The sequence below is a fragment of the Lactococcus sp. KTH0-1S genome, from assembly GCF_052544945.1.
Genome location: NZ_CP195165.1, coordinates 482,556 through 498,758, shown reverse-complemented (window position 1 = coordinate 498,758; position 16,203 = coordinate 482,556). Strand labels below are relative to the sequence as shown.

Below are 16,203 nucleotides of genomic sequence, written 5' to 3'. Positions count from 1 at the left end.
TGTCAATCTTTTTTAATTTAAAATGTTTAAGGAGCTTCATCATGAAATTATCATCTGGTTGGGAACAATCTGTTTATGTATTACTTATTTTGGCAAGACTTCCTGAAAATCGGACCATGTCATCAATTGCACTTGCCAATCGTCTCAAAGTTTCGCCTTCATATCTCAAAAAAATTATTAAATCTTTAGTTGATGAGGGACTTTTACGCTCTACGCCAGGAAAAAATGGCGGTTTTTCACTCAATAAAGATCTTCATGATATTAGTTTTTACGATGTTTTTTTGGCCATCGAAGGACGGGGTCGAATTTTTCAAAGTCAAGGTCTTTTGCAAAATTTTATTGGTTCAGAGTCTGGCAAAGCAAAGCGTTGTGCCATTACAAGCGCTCTTGATGAAATTGAAAATACACTTGTCAGAACACTATCAAATGTTTCACTAGCCCAAGTTGCTGACGAAACTCAATATAATTATAATCTTGGTTATCTTGATGAATGGATTGATGAAATGGATTAAAGAATTTACTGACAGAGCTGCAATTCATTACGAACAATGAAGTTACAAATAGAAAAATTGCTGACAAGATTCATGTCAGTTCAATGCGACCAAGGGGAGCATTGAAGTTGGGGATAGAAAAAATTGCTGACAAGATTCATGTCAGCAATTTTTCATTATTTCTTTATTTCATTGTTTCTTATTTTATTTTTTCTGTCACTAAAAATTCTACTGACAGAGATTTTTTATTCAGCGGGAATTTCTTCATCAGTCGTTTCTGCTGCTTCTTGAGCTTGATTAGAGATAACAATTTTATCATCAATCAAATCAGCAACCAATTCTTTGTATTCAGGGTGTTCAATATAGAAGTCAGCAATTGAATCTTCGATATTTTCTTGAATTGTTCTACGAAGTGGTCTTGCACCCATTGCTGGATTATAACCTAAATCAACTAATTTTTCTTTTGCTGCTTGAGTGACACTAAGATGAATATCATTACGTCCAATTTGTTCGTTGACTTCATCAAGCATCAAATCAACAATTTTAAGGAGATTTTCTTTGCTCAAAGCAGAGAATTCAATAATTCCGTCAAAACGGTTCATGAATTCAGGGCTAAAGAAATCGCCAAGTTGACCAAGCACTGATTTAGTTCGTCCCTCACGAGCAGCACCAAATCCGACAGAAGCTTCAACTTTACCAGTTCCGGCATTAGAAGTCATAATAATCAAACTATCTTTAAAGGATACTGTCCGTCCTTGTGCGTCTGTCAGACGTCCATCTTCAAGAATTTGCAAGAACATGTGCATCACATCTGGATGTGCTTTTTCGATTTCATCTAATAAAATCAAGCTGTAAGGATTACGACGAACACGTTCAGTCAATTGACCAGCTTCTTCATAACCCACATATCCTGGAGGGGCTCCAATCAATTTGGCCACCGAATGTTTTTCCATGTATTCCGACATGTCAAAACGAATCATACTTTCGCTTGAGCCAAATAATTCTTTAGCCAATTGTTTAGCAAGTTCTGTTTTACCAACACCTGTTGGACCAACGAAAAGGAAAGAACCAATTGGACGATTAGGTTTACCAAGTCCCACACGAGAACGGCGGATAGCTTTAGCAATCTTATCCACTGCTTCATCCTGACCAATCACATGTGCTTTCAAATCATCAGCCAAATTAATCAATTGGGTTTGTTCTTTTTCTTTCAAATCACCAACTGGAATATGTGTTTTTTGCTCAACAATTTGTTCAATATCTTTTTCAGTAATGACAGGAATTTCATCATCTGAAACTTCATGATTTTGTAATTCACGAAGTTTAGTGATTTGGTCACGGAAATGAGCGGCTTTTTCAAAATCTTCAGCCTGTGTTGCTTCATTTTTCTTCGTTTCTGCATCCGCAATCCGACGATTAATATCTTCAGGATCAACAAATTTCAAGGTTAGATTTTTCTTAGAACCAGACTCATCCAAAAGGTCAATGGCTTTATCTGGTAAGAAACGGTCTTGAATGTAACGATTTGACAAATGAGCGGCTGCTTCAATAGCCTCATCAGTGTATTTCACGTGATGATAATCTTCATAACGTGCTTGAATGCCTCGCAAAATAGTAATTGTTTCATCAACTGATGGTTCATCGACTTTAACTGGTTGCATCCGACGTTCAAGCGCAGCATCTTTTTCAATGATGCGATATTCATTGAGCGTTGTTGCTCCGACCAATTGAAGCTCACCACGCGCAAGCGCAGGTTTTAGGATATTTCCTGCATCCATATTGCCATCACCGGCAGAACCAGCACCAACAATTTCATGAATTTCATCAATAAACATAATCACATCATTACGTTTTCTGATTTCATCCATTAATTTTTGCATCCGTTCTTCAAATTGTCCACGAATTCCTGTTCCTTGAACAAGAGAAACAACATCAAGACGAATCACTTCTTTATTTTGTAGTTTTTGTGGCACATCTCCGTCCACAATTTTTTGCGCTAAACCTTCAACAACTGCTGTTTTACCAACACCAGGTTCACCAATTAATACAGGATTATTCTTAGTCCTACGATTTAAAATCTCAATGACACGTTTAATTTCTTCATCACGCCCAATCACTGGGTCAATTTCGCCACGACGAGCTGACTCTGTGATGTTAATTCCAAATTCTTCTAACATTCCTTTAGGTTGTTTTGCCCGAGGATTTTGTGGACCGCGCGGACCACGTCCACCTGTTTGTGTTGGTGGAGTTTGAGTGCTTGCTGCTCCATTAAAATCTTGACCGTGCAAGGCACTGAAGATATCATTAAATGGATTAAATGGTTCATCAGAATTTCCATTTGAGGCATTTCCTGCGCCAAATAAAGCTTCTTGACCGCCAGATTTCATAATTTGATAACAGTTTTGGCACAAATCAATTTGTTTTTTCTGACCATTTACACTTGTGTAAAGGTGAATCGTCGCTTCATTAATATTACAATTTTGACAAAGCATCGCTTTCCTCCTCTTAATTCTCAGTAATTAATTTTAAACTAATTTTCACTTCACAGTTTGGAAGGAGTTAATTTAAAATCAGGACCAACTTCGATGTAAAGTTTTTTATATTTGAAATTTCTTGTGGTGATGACTAGAACTCGCTCATTATTTCGGACATCCCAAAACTCATTTTCACCGTTTTCTCTGAACCAACCGCCATAGTACCAAGCGTTAGTTCCTGCTACTTTTTTATAGAATTTTGGTTTTTTCATATCAGAAACAAGCTGAACAGATTCCAAATTTTCCGGGTCAATCTTGATATGTTTTCTTAAAGAAAGAACTTTTCTTGCCCCTCTAAGTTCAATATCAATGCCACCATTTTTTTCAAAATAGATAGTAGTCGTCATTTTCTCTCCTTATTTATAATTTAAGTGATAACGGTTACTTTCATTTTACATCAAATTTAAAAAATCAATAAATCATTTCTCCCTTTTAAAATAAAAAGTTTGACCATATTTGACCATTGATAAATTTATTATAATCATTTTAGGAAAATTTAGCAAGTCTTTTGAACTTTATAAATAAATTTTTAATAAAAAATACTAACAAAGCTGTCAGTAGAGCCAAAATATAATATAAATAATTTAGCTTTTCGTTCATAGATTTGTCAGTAATTTTTTTATTTTGTCAGTTAACCTGCATCATCAATTTTCTTATATAAGCGATTTTGATGAACCAAGATATAAATTGAAGCAAGAATGGCAATGCCAGCAAAAATATAAACAAGGATATTTCCTGCTGACCAGCCGTATGCTTGAACAAGCCAACCAATAATCAGAGTAGCTGTCACTTCACCAATAATGTACTGACAGAACCCCATCGTACCCGTTGACATTCCGTTGGCAAATTTTGGGACAGCTTCATTGACCATCAGCCCGACAATCGTTGCTGGAGCATAAATGAAAGTTCCCATAATTAATAACACAATAATAATCAAAGTATGATTGGTCGCTGCAAAATAAGTAATCAGGCAGACAAGCATGGTAATCAATGAAACCAAAACCATAATGGCCCGACGGCCTTTAAGTAAATCAGTGATAAATCCGATGATAATAACCCCAGGTACAGCTGCAAGTTCAAAAATTCCTGTCAGCCATTTTGCTGTTGAATTATCAAATCCTTTGACATTAACCAGATAGTTTGGAATCCAACTCATAATTCCATAACGAACGACATAGATTGACAATGAGGTCAAAATGACCGCCCACACGAGTTTATTTTTGACAATGTATTCAAAAAATATTTTAAAAACATTGTCATTAGAAACATCGCCTTCAACAATTTCTCCGTCTTTAATGACCACTTTATCGCCAGAATATTCTTCAATTGTCGGTAATCCTTTCGTCGTTGGACGGTCAGAACCCAGAAATAAAACGATAATAGCAATGACAATCGAAACAATTGATGCTGTCCAAAAACTCCATTGAAGCGAAGCGCCGAAAAAGAAAGCAGATAAATTAATAACAGCCACACACATGAAAGCTCCAGCATTATGAGCTGATGATCAGATTGAAAATGCTGTCCCACGCGCCATAATCGAACCTTTTGCTTTGCGGCCAAACCATAAACCGACTAAACGCTGACAAGCCGCAGCTCCCATGCCTTGCATAACCGAGTTAAGCAACATCAGAAAGACAATCATCCCAAAACTTTGGGTTGTTCCATAAAGCGCATTGATAATCGCTGACACAATCAATCCTGTTGCTACATAACGGTTTGGATTGGCCCGGTCAGCTAAAGTCCCCATAATCAGCTTTGAAATCCCATAGCCAATCCCAAACATGGAGAGAATTGTCCCAATTTGTCCCATCGAAAAACCATAAGCCTTGGAAATATCATTTTGCTGAACAGTAAAAATCAATCGAATAATATAATAACCAATATAAACGATTGCTGTCGAAATTAAAACTCGAGTTTGCCACATTTTATACAACCGGGGAACTTTTTTCTCTGATATTTTTTGCTCCGCATCTGGAGCGGGTTTTAAGAATCCAAACATTTTGAATCCCCTTTCATTTTGATGAATTAATTATAACCCACTCCCATTTGAAATAAATTCCTGATTAAGCCATAATTTCAGGAATTTATTTTTAAATCAAAAAAATTTACTGACAGAATATCATCGTCAGCTTCCATTGCAATCTGTCAGTAAATCTCTAGCACTCAAACAATTGCACCGTATTCTTTATACTGTTTGTAAAGTTGGATTAAAAGGTGAATAATTAATTCTAAGGGGAGCATATTATTATAATCAACAAGGATTTTCCCTGACAGGTTCTTTTGATAAGCAAGCAAAAGCAAATCACTTTGTTCAACCAGCCTACTCTTATAGTTACCAGTAATAGCTAAAACCTTTTTTCCATCTCTTTTGGCCTTTTGTGCTGTTGCCACAATCAAATCTGTTTCACCTGATAAGCTAAGACCAATTACAAACGTATTTCTAGGCAATTTTTCAAGATATGCTTGCATATTATCTTGATATAAGCTGACAGCTTTAACATCTAAAAATTGCAAATCTCTCGCAAATGAGTCCGCTATCCGAACAGATAATCCTCTTGAAATAATCACGACTGAAGCTGCATGAAAAATATTTTCAACAACTTTAGCTAAGTTTTCACTCTCTAGCAGCCTTACTGTCATTAATAATTCTTCAATATTTTCAGAGACAACTTGATTTGCAGCTTTTGTCAGCCCATAAATCCAATCATGTCTATTTAATTTTTGTTTTTCCATATTTTTGTATTCAGAAAATCCAGAAAAATTTTTCTTTTTCAAAGTTCGAATAATTGATGAAGGACTGACATGGGCAGATTCAGCAATTTGAGCAACCGTCATTTGAATTATTTTTGCTTTATTTTCTTCTAAATAATTCCAAATATAAATTTCGACACTAGTTAAATGGTTCATAAAACTCCTCTGAATAAAACTAATTTTATATAATACAAACTTAATCATAATACATATTATCTCTAAAAAAATATAAAAAAACTTACTGACAGTTTCATCAGTAAGTTTTTAAATTACATAAAGTCACGCAACGGTTTAGAACGACGTGGGTGACGAAGTTTTTTGATTGCTTTTGCTTCAATCTGACGAATACGTTCACGTGTCACTTTGAATTGTTTACCAACATCTTCCAAAGTATGCATGCGTCCATCATCAAGACCAAAACGCATTCTCAAAACATTTTCTTCACGGTCAGTCAAAGTGTCCATAACTTCATCTAACTGTTCACGTAAAAGAATACGGTTTGTATAATCAACAGGTGATTCGATTACATCATCCTCAATGAAGTCACCAAGATGTGAATCATCTTCTTCACCGATAGGTGTTTCGAGTGAGACTGGTTCTTGAGCAATTTTCAGAACTTCACGAACTTTATCTGGCGCCATGTGCAACTCTTTACCAATTTCTTCTGGTGAAGGATCGCGTCCAAGTTCTTGCAAAAGATTACGTTGAACACGAATCAATTTATTGATTGTTTCAACCATATGCACTGGAATACGAATCGTGCGGGCTTGGTCAGCAATCGCACGTGTAATTGCTTGGCGAATCCACCATGTGGCATAAGTCGAGAACTTGAATCCTTTTGTATGGTCAAATTTATCCACAGCCTTCATCAAGCCCATATTTCCTTCTTGAATCAAGTCCAAAAATTGCATTCCACGTCCAGAATAACGTTTTGCAATTGAAACAACCAAACGCAAGTTGGCTTCGGCAAGCATTTGTTTCGCAAATTCTGCCCCTTCACCACCAGCAATAATTGCTTCAGCAAGTTTTGTTTCTTCATCAAGAGAAATCAATGGATAACGACCGATTTCTTTAAGATACATGCGAACAGGATCATCGATACGAACATTCGTAACAATTTCATCCATTGCAGTATCTGAAACTTCTTCTTTTTCAATTTCATCAGTGACAAGAGCCAAAGGACTTGGATTTCCATCTTTATCCACAATTGAAATTCCTGCATCTTGAATTTGTTTAAACAAATCTTCAAGCGCATCATCAACAATCCCAAATTTAACAGAAAGTTCATCCATGATTTCTTCATCAAGTGCTTCACCCAAAGGTTTACGTTTGGTAATATAGCTTTTAACTGCTTTTTCATAAGCTTTTACGTTAAAAGTATCACCATTTTCTTTGACTTCAACTCTTGCTAATGTCTTAGGACTATCCATCTTTTCAACAACAACAGGTTTAACATTTAATGCTTCAAGAAGACGACGTTCTTCACCAGGTCCAACTGAACTTGAATGTGATTTTACAAGTAAGCCAATTTCTTGAGCCTTCTCAACCAAAACACGGTTTTGAACGCCAGTTTCTTTTGAAATTTGACTTATTCTTTTTTTATTTGCTGCCAATTCGCTCCTCCTCTTTGGGTAAAACTACTGACAAAACTGTCATTAAATAGACTAGCCAATTGTCAGTAAAAAATTATCATAATTTTTTCTTTTGGTTAATAATCTGAAGGGTTAACTCTAAGACACGTTCTTTGTTTCCTGCTTTCTCAGCAGTTGCCAACTGTTGAATGAGTTCTTCAAATTTTATTTGTTCCATTTCATTAGAAAAAATGGAAACTAAGTCATTGATTTCCTGACTTGATGCTGTATCAGGCAAATCTAAACTTATAATCTGGTAAAACAGACTACGTTCTTCGTCTGACAGCTCACTTGCTAAGTGTGATTCATCAATTTGCTCATAAACCATTGCTTCAAGCAAGATTTTATCAAATAAATCCTGATAACGTTTATGGACGAATCTAAAATTTTCATCTTGAGAAAATTTTTTCAAAACTGATGAATGATAAATCATTCGATGGAGTAGCATTTCTTCGGCTTTTTCCGAACGTGACAACTTAGGAACCTGAACAGATGGTTGAACAACTTGAGCCGATTCACTTCTTCTGTAAGTTTGTTGAGTTTTAACATTATTCTCATAATAATGTTCCTCAAAATCTACAGGCATGACCGATTCAAGACTAGAATAATCATTTTCGTCAGTAAAACTTTCGGTCAAACTTGAAGCATCTAAATTACTGACAGGATGGTCAGTAATTGTCATATTTTCACGCCGTAAATTTACAGCCTGCTCCACTTGATTATACTCGAAATCAGGCAAAATCTCAACTAATTTTCTTATATAAGCATCCTGAGCCGTAATCGATGGAAGCTTTGCAATCATTGGTGAAATCTGTTCAATAAAATCAAGTTGCGTTTGTAAATTAGCAAGGTTTTCAGGTCTCAAATAATCAATTAAAAATTCAATGGGTTGAATACGCCCCGTTTCCATTAAGGCAGATAATCCCTTCAAACCATAATTTTTAGAATACTCATCTGGATCAAGTCCTTCTGGAACCTTCACAATCTGCACAGCAGATTCACCAATCAAATCAATGGCCTTATAAATTGCATTTTGCCCAGCAGAATCTCCATCATAAACTAATACGAATTTTTTTGCCATTTGTTTCAAACGGCGCACGTGTTTTTCGGTTAATGCCGTCCCCATTGAGGCAACAACATTATTTATTCCAGCTTTATAAGCCGCAATAACATCCATAAAACCTTCCATTAAATAAACTTCATGCTGCTTAGAAATTGTTGGTTTTGCTTTATCTAAATTCCAAAGTTCATAAGATTTATCAAATATAGTTGTTGCTGAAGTATTAATATATTTGGCTTTAGAATCATCATTTTCCTGCCATTTACGTCCAGAAAAACCAATTGTCTGTCCGTATTCGTTGGTGATTGGAAACATGATTCGATTCGTAAAAGCATCAAAAACTTTATTATTTGAGAAATGAAATAAACCAGACTTTGCCATAATTTCTTCATCAAACTTATTTGATAAATTTTTAAAAATAAAATCATTTTCTTCAGGCGCTAAACCAATATTAAATCTCTTGATCACATCATCAGTAATCCCCCGCTCCTCAAGATATTTCCTAGCCCGTTCACCCAACTCCGTTGACATCAATAGAATATTGTATAAACGAGCAGCCTGGTTATTGATTCCAAACAATGGAGCATTTGGATTATTTTTTTCTTCTCTATCATCAGAAATGTTAAGAGTAACTCCTGCAAAATCAGCCAGTTCCTTAACAGCATCAACGAATCCAACTTGATTGTATTCTTTTAAAAACTCAATCGCATCCCCAGAGCGCCCACAGCCAAAACAATGATAAAAACCTTTTTCAGCATTTACATTGAAAGAAGGAGTTTTCTCACCATGAAAAGGGCATAAACCAATATAATTCTTACCTGTACGACTTAAAGCAACATACTGTGAAATTAAATCAGCTATATTAACTTTTGACTTTAAATCATTAACAACCTCAGTGTCAAGTGAAACCATAATCTCCCCCTTCTTCCCTACGATTAATCATAAAAGTAATCTCATAAAATAAGTATAACACTTCAGAAAGGTTCTTAATCATCATTCATTTTCTAAAATAAATATAACTTACGAAATTTTACTGATTTTATGGCTTTAAAGTCTAAAAGACGCCTATTAAAGAATAGACGTCGAACAAAGGGGGGTAAGGGATTCGAACCCTCGCGCCGGTTTCCCGACCTAACGATTTAGCAAACCGTCCTCTTCAGCCTCTTGAGTAACCCCCCATAGGCTTATTAACAATGAATAGATACTTTACATATCCATTATGGGAATTCCAGGATTCGAACCTGGGACCCCTGCGTTATCAACACAGTGCTCTAACCAACTGAGCTAAACTCCCAATTTATTGTTTTCAATTGAAAACTAAGCGGATGACGAGAATCGAACTCGCGTAGCCAGCTTGGAAGGCTGGGGTTCTACCATTAAACTACATCCGCTAACAAAGAATGGCGCGAGACGGAATCGAACCGCCGACACATGGAGCTTCAATCCATTGCTCTACCAACTGAGCTACCGAGCCAAAGATATGGATCTTGCTGGATTCGAACCAGCGACCGATCGGTTATGAGCCGATAGCTCTAACCAACTGAGCTAAAGATCCAGCTGATAAATATAGCGGCGAAGGGGATCGAACCCCCGACCTCTCGGGTATGAACCGAACGCTCTAGCCAGCTGAGCTACACCGCCATTTTTGACCTAAGTCAAATTGATGTAAAAACATCAATCGGGAAGACAGGATTCGAACCTGCGACACCTTGGTCCCAAACCAAGTACTCTACCAAGCTGAGCTACTTCCCGTTATATGCAAGCGGTAGGATTCGAACCTACAACCGCCTGATTCGTAGTCAGGTACTCTATCCAGTTGAGCCACGCCTGCAAATAACATTTTTATAAATAACTAGTAATAATACTAGTAAGCGAACGACGAGATTCGAACTCGCGACCCCAACCATGGCAAGGTTGTGTTCTACCCCTGAACTACGTTCGCACTTAAACTTTGTGTCTTCCGACAATGCCGACTACATGATTCGAACACGCGACCCTCTGATTACAAATCAGATGCTCTACCAACTGAGCTAAGTCGGCTAATACCTAGTATGCGGATGAAGGGACTTGAACCCCCACGCCGTTAAGCGCTAGATCCTAAATCTAGTGCGTCTGCCAATTCCGCCACATCCGCTAGGATTATGACCCGTGCTGGGCTCGAACCAGCGACCCTTTGATTAAAAGTCAAATGCTCTACCAACTGAGCTAACGAGTCATTAGTATTTCTACTAACGGTTCTGACGGGAATCGAACCCGCGATCTTCGCCGTGACAGGGCGACGTGATAACCGCTACACTACAGAACCTTTATTCACTTAATGGCTGAAACAACCAATGGGAGTTAACGGGATCGAACCGCTGACCCTCTGCTTGTAAGGCAGATGCTCTCCCAGCTGAGCTAAACTCCCAAAACTTGGCCACTCGCCTATCTCCCAGGGGGCAACCCCCAAGTACTTCCGCCGTAGATGGACTTAACTTCTGTGTTCGACATGGGAACAGGTGTATCTCCATCGCAATGATGACCAAATCATTAAATGTTACCTTGAACATTCAAAACTAAATAACAATTCTTCTAACTTTTAAACCATAAGCCTATTATATTTGACTCTTTTGGTAAAGTCCTCGAGCGATTAGTACTGGTCCGCTCCAAGTCTCGCAACTCTTCCACTTCCAGCCTATCTACCAGATCATCTCTCTGGGCTCTTAATTCTTACGAATGGGTAATCTCATCTTGAGGTGGGCTTCGCACTTAGATGCTTTCAGCGCTTATCCCTTCCCTACATAGCTATCCAGCCGTGCTCCTGGCGGAACAACTGGTACACCAGCGGTAAGTCCATCCCGGTCCTCTCGTACTAAGGACAGATCCTCTCAAATTACCTACGCCCGCGACGGATAGGGACCGAACTGTCTCACGACGTTCTGAACCCAGCTCGCGTGCCGCTTTAATGGGCGAACAGCCCAACCCTTGGGACCGACTACAGCCCCAGGATGCGACGAGCCGACATCGAGGTGCCAAACCTCCCCGTCGATGTGAACTCTTGGGGGAGATAAGCCTGTTATCCCCAGGGTAGCTTTTATCCGTTGAGCGATGGCCCTTCCATGCGGTACCACCGGATCACTAAGTCCTAGTTTCCTACCTGCTCGAGTTGTAGCTCTCGCAGTCAAGCTGGCTTTTACCTTTACACTCTACGATTGATTTCCAACCAATCTGAGCCAACCTTTGAGCGCCTCCGTTACTCTTTAGGAGGCGACCGCCCCAGTCAAACTGTCCGTCAGACACTGTCTCCCTGGCCGATTATGCCAGCGGGTTAGAGTAACCATAAGTCAAGGGTAGTATCCCAACAACGCCTCAATAGAAACTAGCGTCCCTATTTCAATGGCTCCTACCTATCCTGTACATGACTTACAGGTACTCAATATCAAACTACAGTAAAGCTCCATGGGGTCTTTCCGTCCTGTCGCGGGTAACCTGCATCTTCACAGGTACTAAAATTTCACCGAGTCTCTCGTTGAGACAGTGCCCAAATCATTACGCCTTTCGTGCGGGTCGGAACTTACCCGACAAGGAATTTCGCTACCTTAGGACCGTTATAGTTACGGCCGCCGTTTACTGGGGCTTCAATTCATACCTTCGACTTACGTCTAAGCACTCCTCTTAACCTTCCAGCACCGGGCAGGCGTCACCCCCTATACATCACCTTGCGGTTTAGCAGAGAGCTGTGTTTTTGATAAACAGTTGCTTGGGCCTATTCACTGCGGCTGGCTTTTACACCAGCACCCCTTCTCCCGAAGTTACGGGGCTATTTTGCCGAGTTCCTTAACGAGAGTTCTCTCGATCACCTGAGGCTACTCGCCTCGACTACCTGTGTCGGTTTGCGGTACGGGTAGATATGACTTTACGCTAGAAGCTTTTCTTGGCAGTGTGACATCAGAGAGTTCGCAACCGTAGTTGCTTCCCCATCACAGCTCAATGTTAAAGAGAAATGCATTTGACACATCTCACACCTCACTGCTTAGACCAGAATCCATTAACTGGCATCTCTTAGCCTACTGCGTCCCTCCATCACGATCATATCTAGTACTGGAATATCAACCAGTTGTCCATCGACTACGCCTTTCGGCCTCGCCTTAGGTCCCGACTAACCCAGGGCGGACGAGCCTTCCCCTGGAAACCTTAGTCTTACGGTGGATAAGATTCTCACTTATCTTGCGCTACTCATACCGGCATTCTCACTTCTTAACGCTCCAGCACTCCTCACGGTATACCTTCATCGCGGTTAAGAACGCTCTCCTACCATTGATAAAATATCAATCCAAAGCTTCGGTAATATGTTTAGCCCCGGTACATTTTCGGCGCAGGGTCACTCGACTAGTGAGCTATTACGCACTCTTTGAATGATAGCTGCTTCTGAGCTAACATCCTAGTTGTCTGTGCAACCCCACATCCTTTTCCACTTAACATATATTTTGGGACCTTAGCTGTTGGTCTGGGCTGTTTCCCTTTCGACTACGGATCTTAGCACTCGCAGTCTGACTGCCGAACATGTGTATTAGCATTCGGAGTTTATCTGAGATTGGTAATCCTAGACGGACCCCTCACCCAAACAGTGCTCTACCTCCAATACACTTACATTTCGACGCTAGCCCTAAAGCTATTTCGGAGAGAACCAGCTATCTCCCAGTTCGTTTGGAATTTCTCCGCTATCCACAAGTCATCCAAACACTTTTCAACGTGTCCTGGTTCGGGCCTCCAGTGCGTCTTACCACACCTTCACCCTGCTCATGGATAGGTCACTAGGTTTCGGGTCTACATCATGATACTAAGTCGCCCTATTCAGACTCGGTTTCCCTACGGCTCCGTCTCTTCAACTTAACCTCGCATCATAACGTAACTCGCCGGTTCATTCTACAAAAGGCACGCTCTCACCCATTAACGGGCTCGAACTTCTTGTAGGCACACGGTTTCAGGTGCTATTTCACTCCCCTCTCGGGGTTCTTTTCACCTTTCCCTCACGGTACTGGTTCACTATCGGTCACTAAGGAGTATTTAGGGTTGGGAGATGGTCCTCCCGGATTCAAACTGGATTTCGCGTGTCCAGCCCTACTCAGGATACTGCTAGGTATAAGCGCTATTTCGTCTACGGGATTATTACCCTCTTTGATTAACCTTCCCAGGTTATTCGACTATAATGCTTAAGTCCACGTTGCAGTCCTACAACCCCAAGAAGCAAGCTTCTTGGTTTGCCCTTCTTCGCGTTCGCTCGCCGCTACTTACGAAATCGTTTTTACTTTCTCTTCCTGCAGGTACTTAGATGTTTCAGTTCTCTGCGTTACCTTTACATGAGCTATGTATTCACTCATGAATAACTGCTAGTAGCAGCTGGGTTTCCCCATTCGGAGACCTAGGGATCAAGGCGTACTTACTGCTCCCCCTAGAATATCGTCGTTAGTCACGTCCTTCATCGGCTCTTAGTGCCAAGGCATCCACCGTGCGCCCTTATTAACTTTGCCATGATGATTTATAATCATCGTTTTTCAAGTATAAGTTTGTAAATTCTTTAAAATTCACAGCTTTTGGTTTATTTATCGTTATTAGATATTGTTATTTAGTTTTCAATGTTCAAGTGATTTTAACGTCTTGTCTGACAATGGAGCCTAGCGGGATCGAACCGCTGACCTCCTGCGTGCAAAGCAGGCGCTCTCCCAGCTGAGCTAAGGCCCCACAATCAAGAATTTGATTCTTGCTTAGGTTTATCACTAAACCCCTCAAAACTGAATAAAGTTGAATGCTCACGTCTTTGTATATATTCCTTAGAAAGGAGGTGATCCAGCCGCACCTTCCGATACGGCTACCTTGTTACGACTTCACCCCAGTCATCGGTCTTACCTTAGGAAGCGCCCTCCTTGCGGTTAGGCAACCTACTTCGGGTACTCCCAACTCCCGTGGTGTGACGGGCGGTGTGTACAAGGCCCGGGAACGTATTCACCGCGGCGTGCTGATCCGCGATTACTAGCGATTCCGACTTCATGTAGGCGAGTTGCAGCCTACAATCCGAACTGAGAATGGTTTTAAGAGATTAGCTAAACATCACTGTCTCGCGACTCGTTGTACCATCCATTGTAGCACGTGTGTAGCCCAGGTCATAAGGGGCATGATGATTTGACGTCATCCCCACCTTCCTCCGGTTTATCACCGGCAGTCTCGTTAGAGTGCCCAACTTAATGATGGCAACTAACAATAGGGGTTGCGCTCGTTGCGGGACTTAACCCAACATCTCACGACACGAGCTGACGACAACCATGCACCACCTGTATCCCGTGTCCCGAAGGAACTTCCTATCTCTAGGAATAGCACGAGTATGTCAAGACCTGGTAAGGTTCTTCGCGTTGCTTCGAATTAAACCACATGCTCCACCGCTTGTGCGGGCCCCCGTCAATTCCTTTGAGTTTCAACCTTGCGGTCGTACTCCCCAGGCGGAGTGCTTATTGCGTTAGCTGCGATACAGAGAACTTATAGCTCCCTACATCTAGCACTCATCGTTTACGGCGTGGACTACCAGGGTATCTAATCCTGTTTGCTCCCCACGCTTTCGAGCCTCAGTGTCAGTTACAGGCCAGAGAGCCGCTTTCGCCACCGGTGTTCCTCCATATATCTACGCATTTCACCGCTACACATGGAATTCCACTCTCCTCTCCTGCACTCAAGTCTACCAGTTTCCAATGCATACAATGGTTGAGCCACTGCCTTTTACACCAGACTTAATAAACCACCTGCGCTCGCTTTACGCCCAATAAATCCGGACAACGCTCGGGACCTACGTATTACCGCGGCTGCTGGCACGTAGTTAGCCGTCCCTTTCTGGGTAGTTACCGTCACTTGATGAGCTTTCCACTCTCACCAACGTTCTTCTCTACCAACAGAGTTTTACGATCCGAAAACCTTCTTCACTCACGCGGCGTTGCTCGGTCAGACTTTCGTCCATTGCCGAAGATTCCCTACTGCTGCCTCCCGTAGGAGTTTGGGCCGTGTCTCAGTCCCAATGTGGCCGATCACCCTCTCAGGTCGGCTATGTATCATCGCCTTGGTGAGCCTTTACCTCACCAACTAGCTAATACAACGCGGGATCATCTTTGAGTGATGCAATTGCATCTTTCAAACTTAAAACTTGTGTTTAAAGTTGTTATGCGGTATTAGCATTCGTTTCCAAATGTTGTCCCCCGCTCAAAGGCAGATTCCCCACGCGTTACTCACCCGTTCGCTGCTCATCCAGTCGGTACAAGTACCAACCTTCAGCGCTCAACTTGCATGTATTAGGCACGCCGCCAGCGTTCGTCCTGAGCCAGGATCAAACTCTCAAATAAAGTATTTAAGTCACCTAGGTGACTGGCTTGTCTTTCATTATTGATTGACAGATTTTTGATGTATCTTACTACATCACATGAGTCATTCTTCTTTATTCAGTTTTCAATGGTCTAGCTTATCGCTTCAAGACCCTCGTCTCTTGCGACAACTATTATATTCTATCAAACCTACTTCTCATTGTCAAGAATTAACTGTGACTTTTATCCCTTTTTTTATCTTACGTCCGGAAAACCCCGCGGTTGTCATGTTTTATAATGTGTATTTTTTATAACTTCTATTCATAATCGGATCGATTCTTCGCTTATTATGATAAGTCCATGAACTAAATCTCACTTAAAATTCAAATTAATGATAAAAAAATAAGCACCAGTAGT

At 40.5% G+C, this 16,203-nt stretch carries 6 protein-coding genes, 15 tRNA genes, 3 rRNA genes and 1 pseudogene; 1 reads left to right on the top strand and 24 read right to left on the bottom strand.

The genetic code is table 11. The features are described from left to right. Positions 1 to 41: 41 nt before the first annotated feature. Positions 42 to 512 carry an Rrf2 family transcriptional regulator gene (locus tag ACRYLU_RS02550; protein WP_003130820.1) on the top strand — a complete coding sequence of 157 codons (471 nt, stop codon included), beginning with the start codon at positions 42 to 44 and terminating at the stop codon, positions 510 to 512. Positions 513 to 736: 224 nt separating this feature from the next. Here the strand turns inward: ACRYLU_RS02550 and ACRYLU_RS02545 are convergent, their stop codons facing one another. From ACRYLU_RS02545 to ACRYLU_RS02430, 24 genes and pseudogenes are all read right to left on the bottom strand, one after another. Beyond that, entirely contained in the window at positions 737 to 2,983 is a 2,247-nt protein-coding gene (locus ACRYLU_RS02545) for an ATP-dependent Clp protease ATP-binding subunit (protein WP_038599374.1), read from the bottom strand. Between the two features lie 50 nt (positions 2,984 to 3,033). Then, positions 3,034 to 3,372, bottom strand: a complete 339-nt coding sequence (locus ACRYLU_RS02540) for a hypothetical protein (protein ID WP_445081152.1) — start codon at positions 3,370 to 3,372, stop codon at positions 3,034 to 3,036. 284 nt (positions 3,373 to 3,656) lie between these two features. Then, a pseudogene (locus ACRYLU_RS02535) lies at positions 3,657 to 5,024 on the bottom strand (MFS transporter). A 164-nt stretch (positions 5,025 to 5,188) separates the two neighbouring features. Beyond that, on the bottom strand, positions 5,189 to 5,932 hold the full coding sequence (locus tag ACRYLU_RS02530; RefSeq protein WP_228248911.1) for a MurR/RpiR family transcriptional regulator: 744 nt from the start codon (positions 5,930 to 5,932) through the stop codon (positions 5,189 to 5,191). Between the two features lie 113 nt (positions 5,933 to 6,045). Beyond that, positions 6,046 to 7,389 (bottom strand): RNA polymerase sigma factor RpoD, encoded by a 1,344-nt coding sequence (rpoD, locus tag ACRYLU_RS02525; protein WP_003130829.1) that lies wholly within the window; start codon positions 7,387 to 7,389, stop codon positions 6,046 to 6,048. Between the two features lie 76 nt (positions 7,390 to 7,465). Continuing rightward, positions 7,466 to 9,379 (bottom strand): DNA primase, encoded by a 1,914-nt coding sequence (gene dnaG / locus ACRYLU_RS02520; protein WP_445081151.1) that lies wholly within the window; start codon positions 9,377 to 9,379, stop codon positions 7,466 to 7,468. A gap of 178 nt (positions 9,380 to 9,557) precedes the next feature. Further along, positions 9,558 to 9,645: transfer RNA gene (locus ACRYLU_RS02515), tRNA-Ser, on the bottom strand. A gap of 42 nt (positions 9,646 to 9,687) precedes the next feature. Next, a tRNA-Ile gene (locus ACRYLU_RS02510) sits at positions 9,688 to 9,761 on the bottom strand. A 26-nt stretch (positions 9,762 to 9,787) separates the two neighbouring features. Continuing rightward, positions 9,788 to 9,858, bottom strand: a tRNA-Gly gene (locus ACRYLU_RS02505). Positions 9,859 to 9,868: 10 nt separating this feature from the next. Next, a tRNA-Phe gene (locus tag ACRYLU_RS02500) sits at positions 9,869 to 9,941 on the bottom strand. A 7-nt stretch (positions 9,942 to 9,948) separates the two neighbouring features. After that, positions 9,949 to 10,022 (bottom strand) — tRNA-Ile (locus tag ACRYLU_RS02495). Between the two features lie 12 nt (positions 10,023 to 10,034). After that, a tRNA-Met gene (locus tag ACRYLU_RS02490) sits at positions 10,035 to 10,108 on the bottom strand. Positions 10,109 to 10,145: 37 nt separating this feature from the next. Continuing rightward, positions 10,146 to 10,219 (bottom strand) — tRNA-Pro (locus ACRYLU_RS02485). Between the two features lie 5 nt (positions 10,220 to 10,224). After that, a tRNA-Arg gene (locus tag ACRYLU_RS02480) sits at positions 10,225 to 10,298 on the bottom strand. 39 nt (positions 10,299 to 10,337) lie between these two features. Beyond that, positions 10,338 to 10,409: transfer RNA gene (locus ACRYLU_RS02475), tRNA-Gly, on the bottom strand. 25 nt (positions 10,410 to 10,434) lie between these two features. Then, positions 10,435 to 10,507, bottom strand: a tRNA-Thr gene (locus tag ACRYLU_RS02470). 12 nt (positions 10,508 to 10,519) lie between these two features. Then, a tRNA-Leu gene (locus ACRYLU_RS02465) sits at positions 10,520 to 10,601 on the bottom strand. A gap of 8 nt (positions 10,602 to 10,609) precedes the next feature. Further along, positions 10,610 to 10,682 (bottom strand) — tRNA-Lys (locus ACRYLU_RS02460). 17 nt (positions 10,683 to 10,699) lie between these two features. Further along, positions 10,700 to 10,772: transfer RNA gene (locus tag ACRYLU_RS02455), tRNA-Asp, on the bottom strand. A 29-nt stretch (positions 10,773 to 10,801) separates the two neighbouring features. Further along, a tRNA-Val gene (locus ACRYLU_RS02450) sits at positions 10,802 to 10,874 on the bottom strand. Between the two features lie 3 nt (positions 10,875 to 10,877). After that, positions 10,878 to 10,993, bottom strand: a 5S ribosomal RNA gene (rrf, locus tag ACRYLU_RS02445). 83 nt (positions 10,994 to 11,076) lie between these two features. Beyond that, positions 11,077 to 13,977: ribosomal RNA gene (locus ACRYLU_RS02440) — 23S ribosomal RNA — on the bottom strand. 138 nt (positions 13,978 to 14,115) lie between these two features. Beyond that, positions 14,116 to 14,188 (bottom strand) — tRNA-Ala (locus tag ACRYLU_RS02435). Positions 14,189 to 14,281: 93 nt separating this feature from the next. Further along, positions 14,282 to 15,828 (bottom strand): 16S ribosomal RNA (locus ACRYLU_RS02430). Together the 16S, 23S and 5S rRNA genes with 15 tRNA genes alongside form the textbook arrangement of a ribosomal RNA operon. Between the last annotated feature and the right edge of the window lie 375 nt (positions 15,829 to 16,203).

Coding starts and splice junctions, on each gene's coding strand:
- ACRYLU_RS02550 (WP_003130820.1), top strand. CDS start 42: ATGAAATTATCATCTGGTTGGGAACAATCTGTTTATGTATTACTTATT.
- ACRYLU_RS02545 (WP_038599374.1), bottom strand. CDS start 2,983: ATGCTTTGTCAAAATTGTAATATTAATGAAGCGACGATTCACCTTTAC.
- ACRYLU_RS02540 (WP_445081152.1), bottom strand. CDS start 3,372: ATGACGACTACTATCTATTTTGAAAAAAATGGTGGCATTGATATTGAA.
- ACRYLU_RS02530 (WP_228248911.1), bottom strand. CDS start 5,932: ATGAACCATTTAACTAGTGTCGAAATTTATATTTGGAATTATTTAGAA.
- dnaG (WP_445081151.1), bottom strand. CDS start 9,379: ATGGTTTCACTTGACACTGAGGTTGTTAATGATTTAAAGTCAAAAGTT.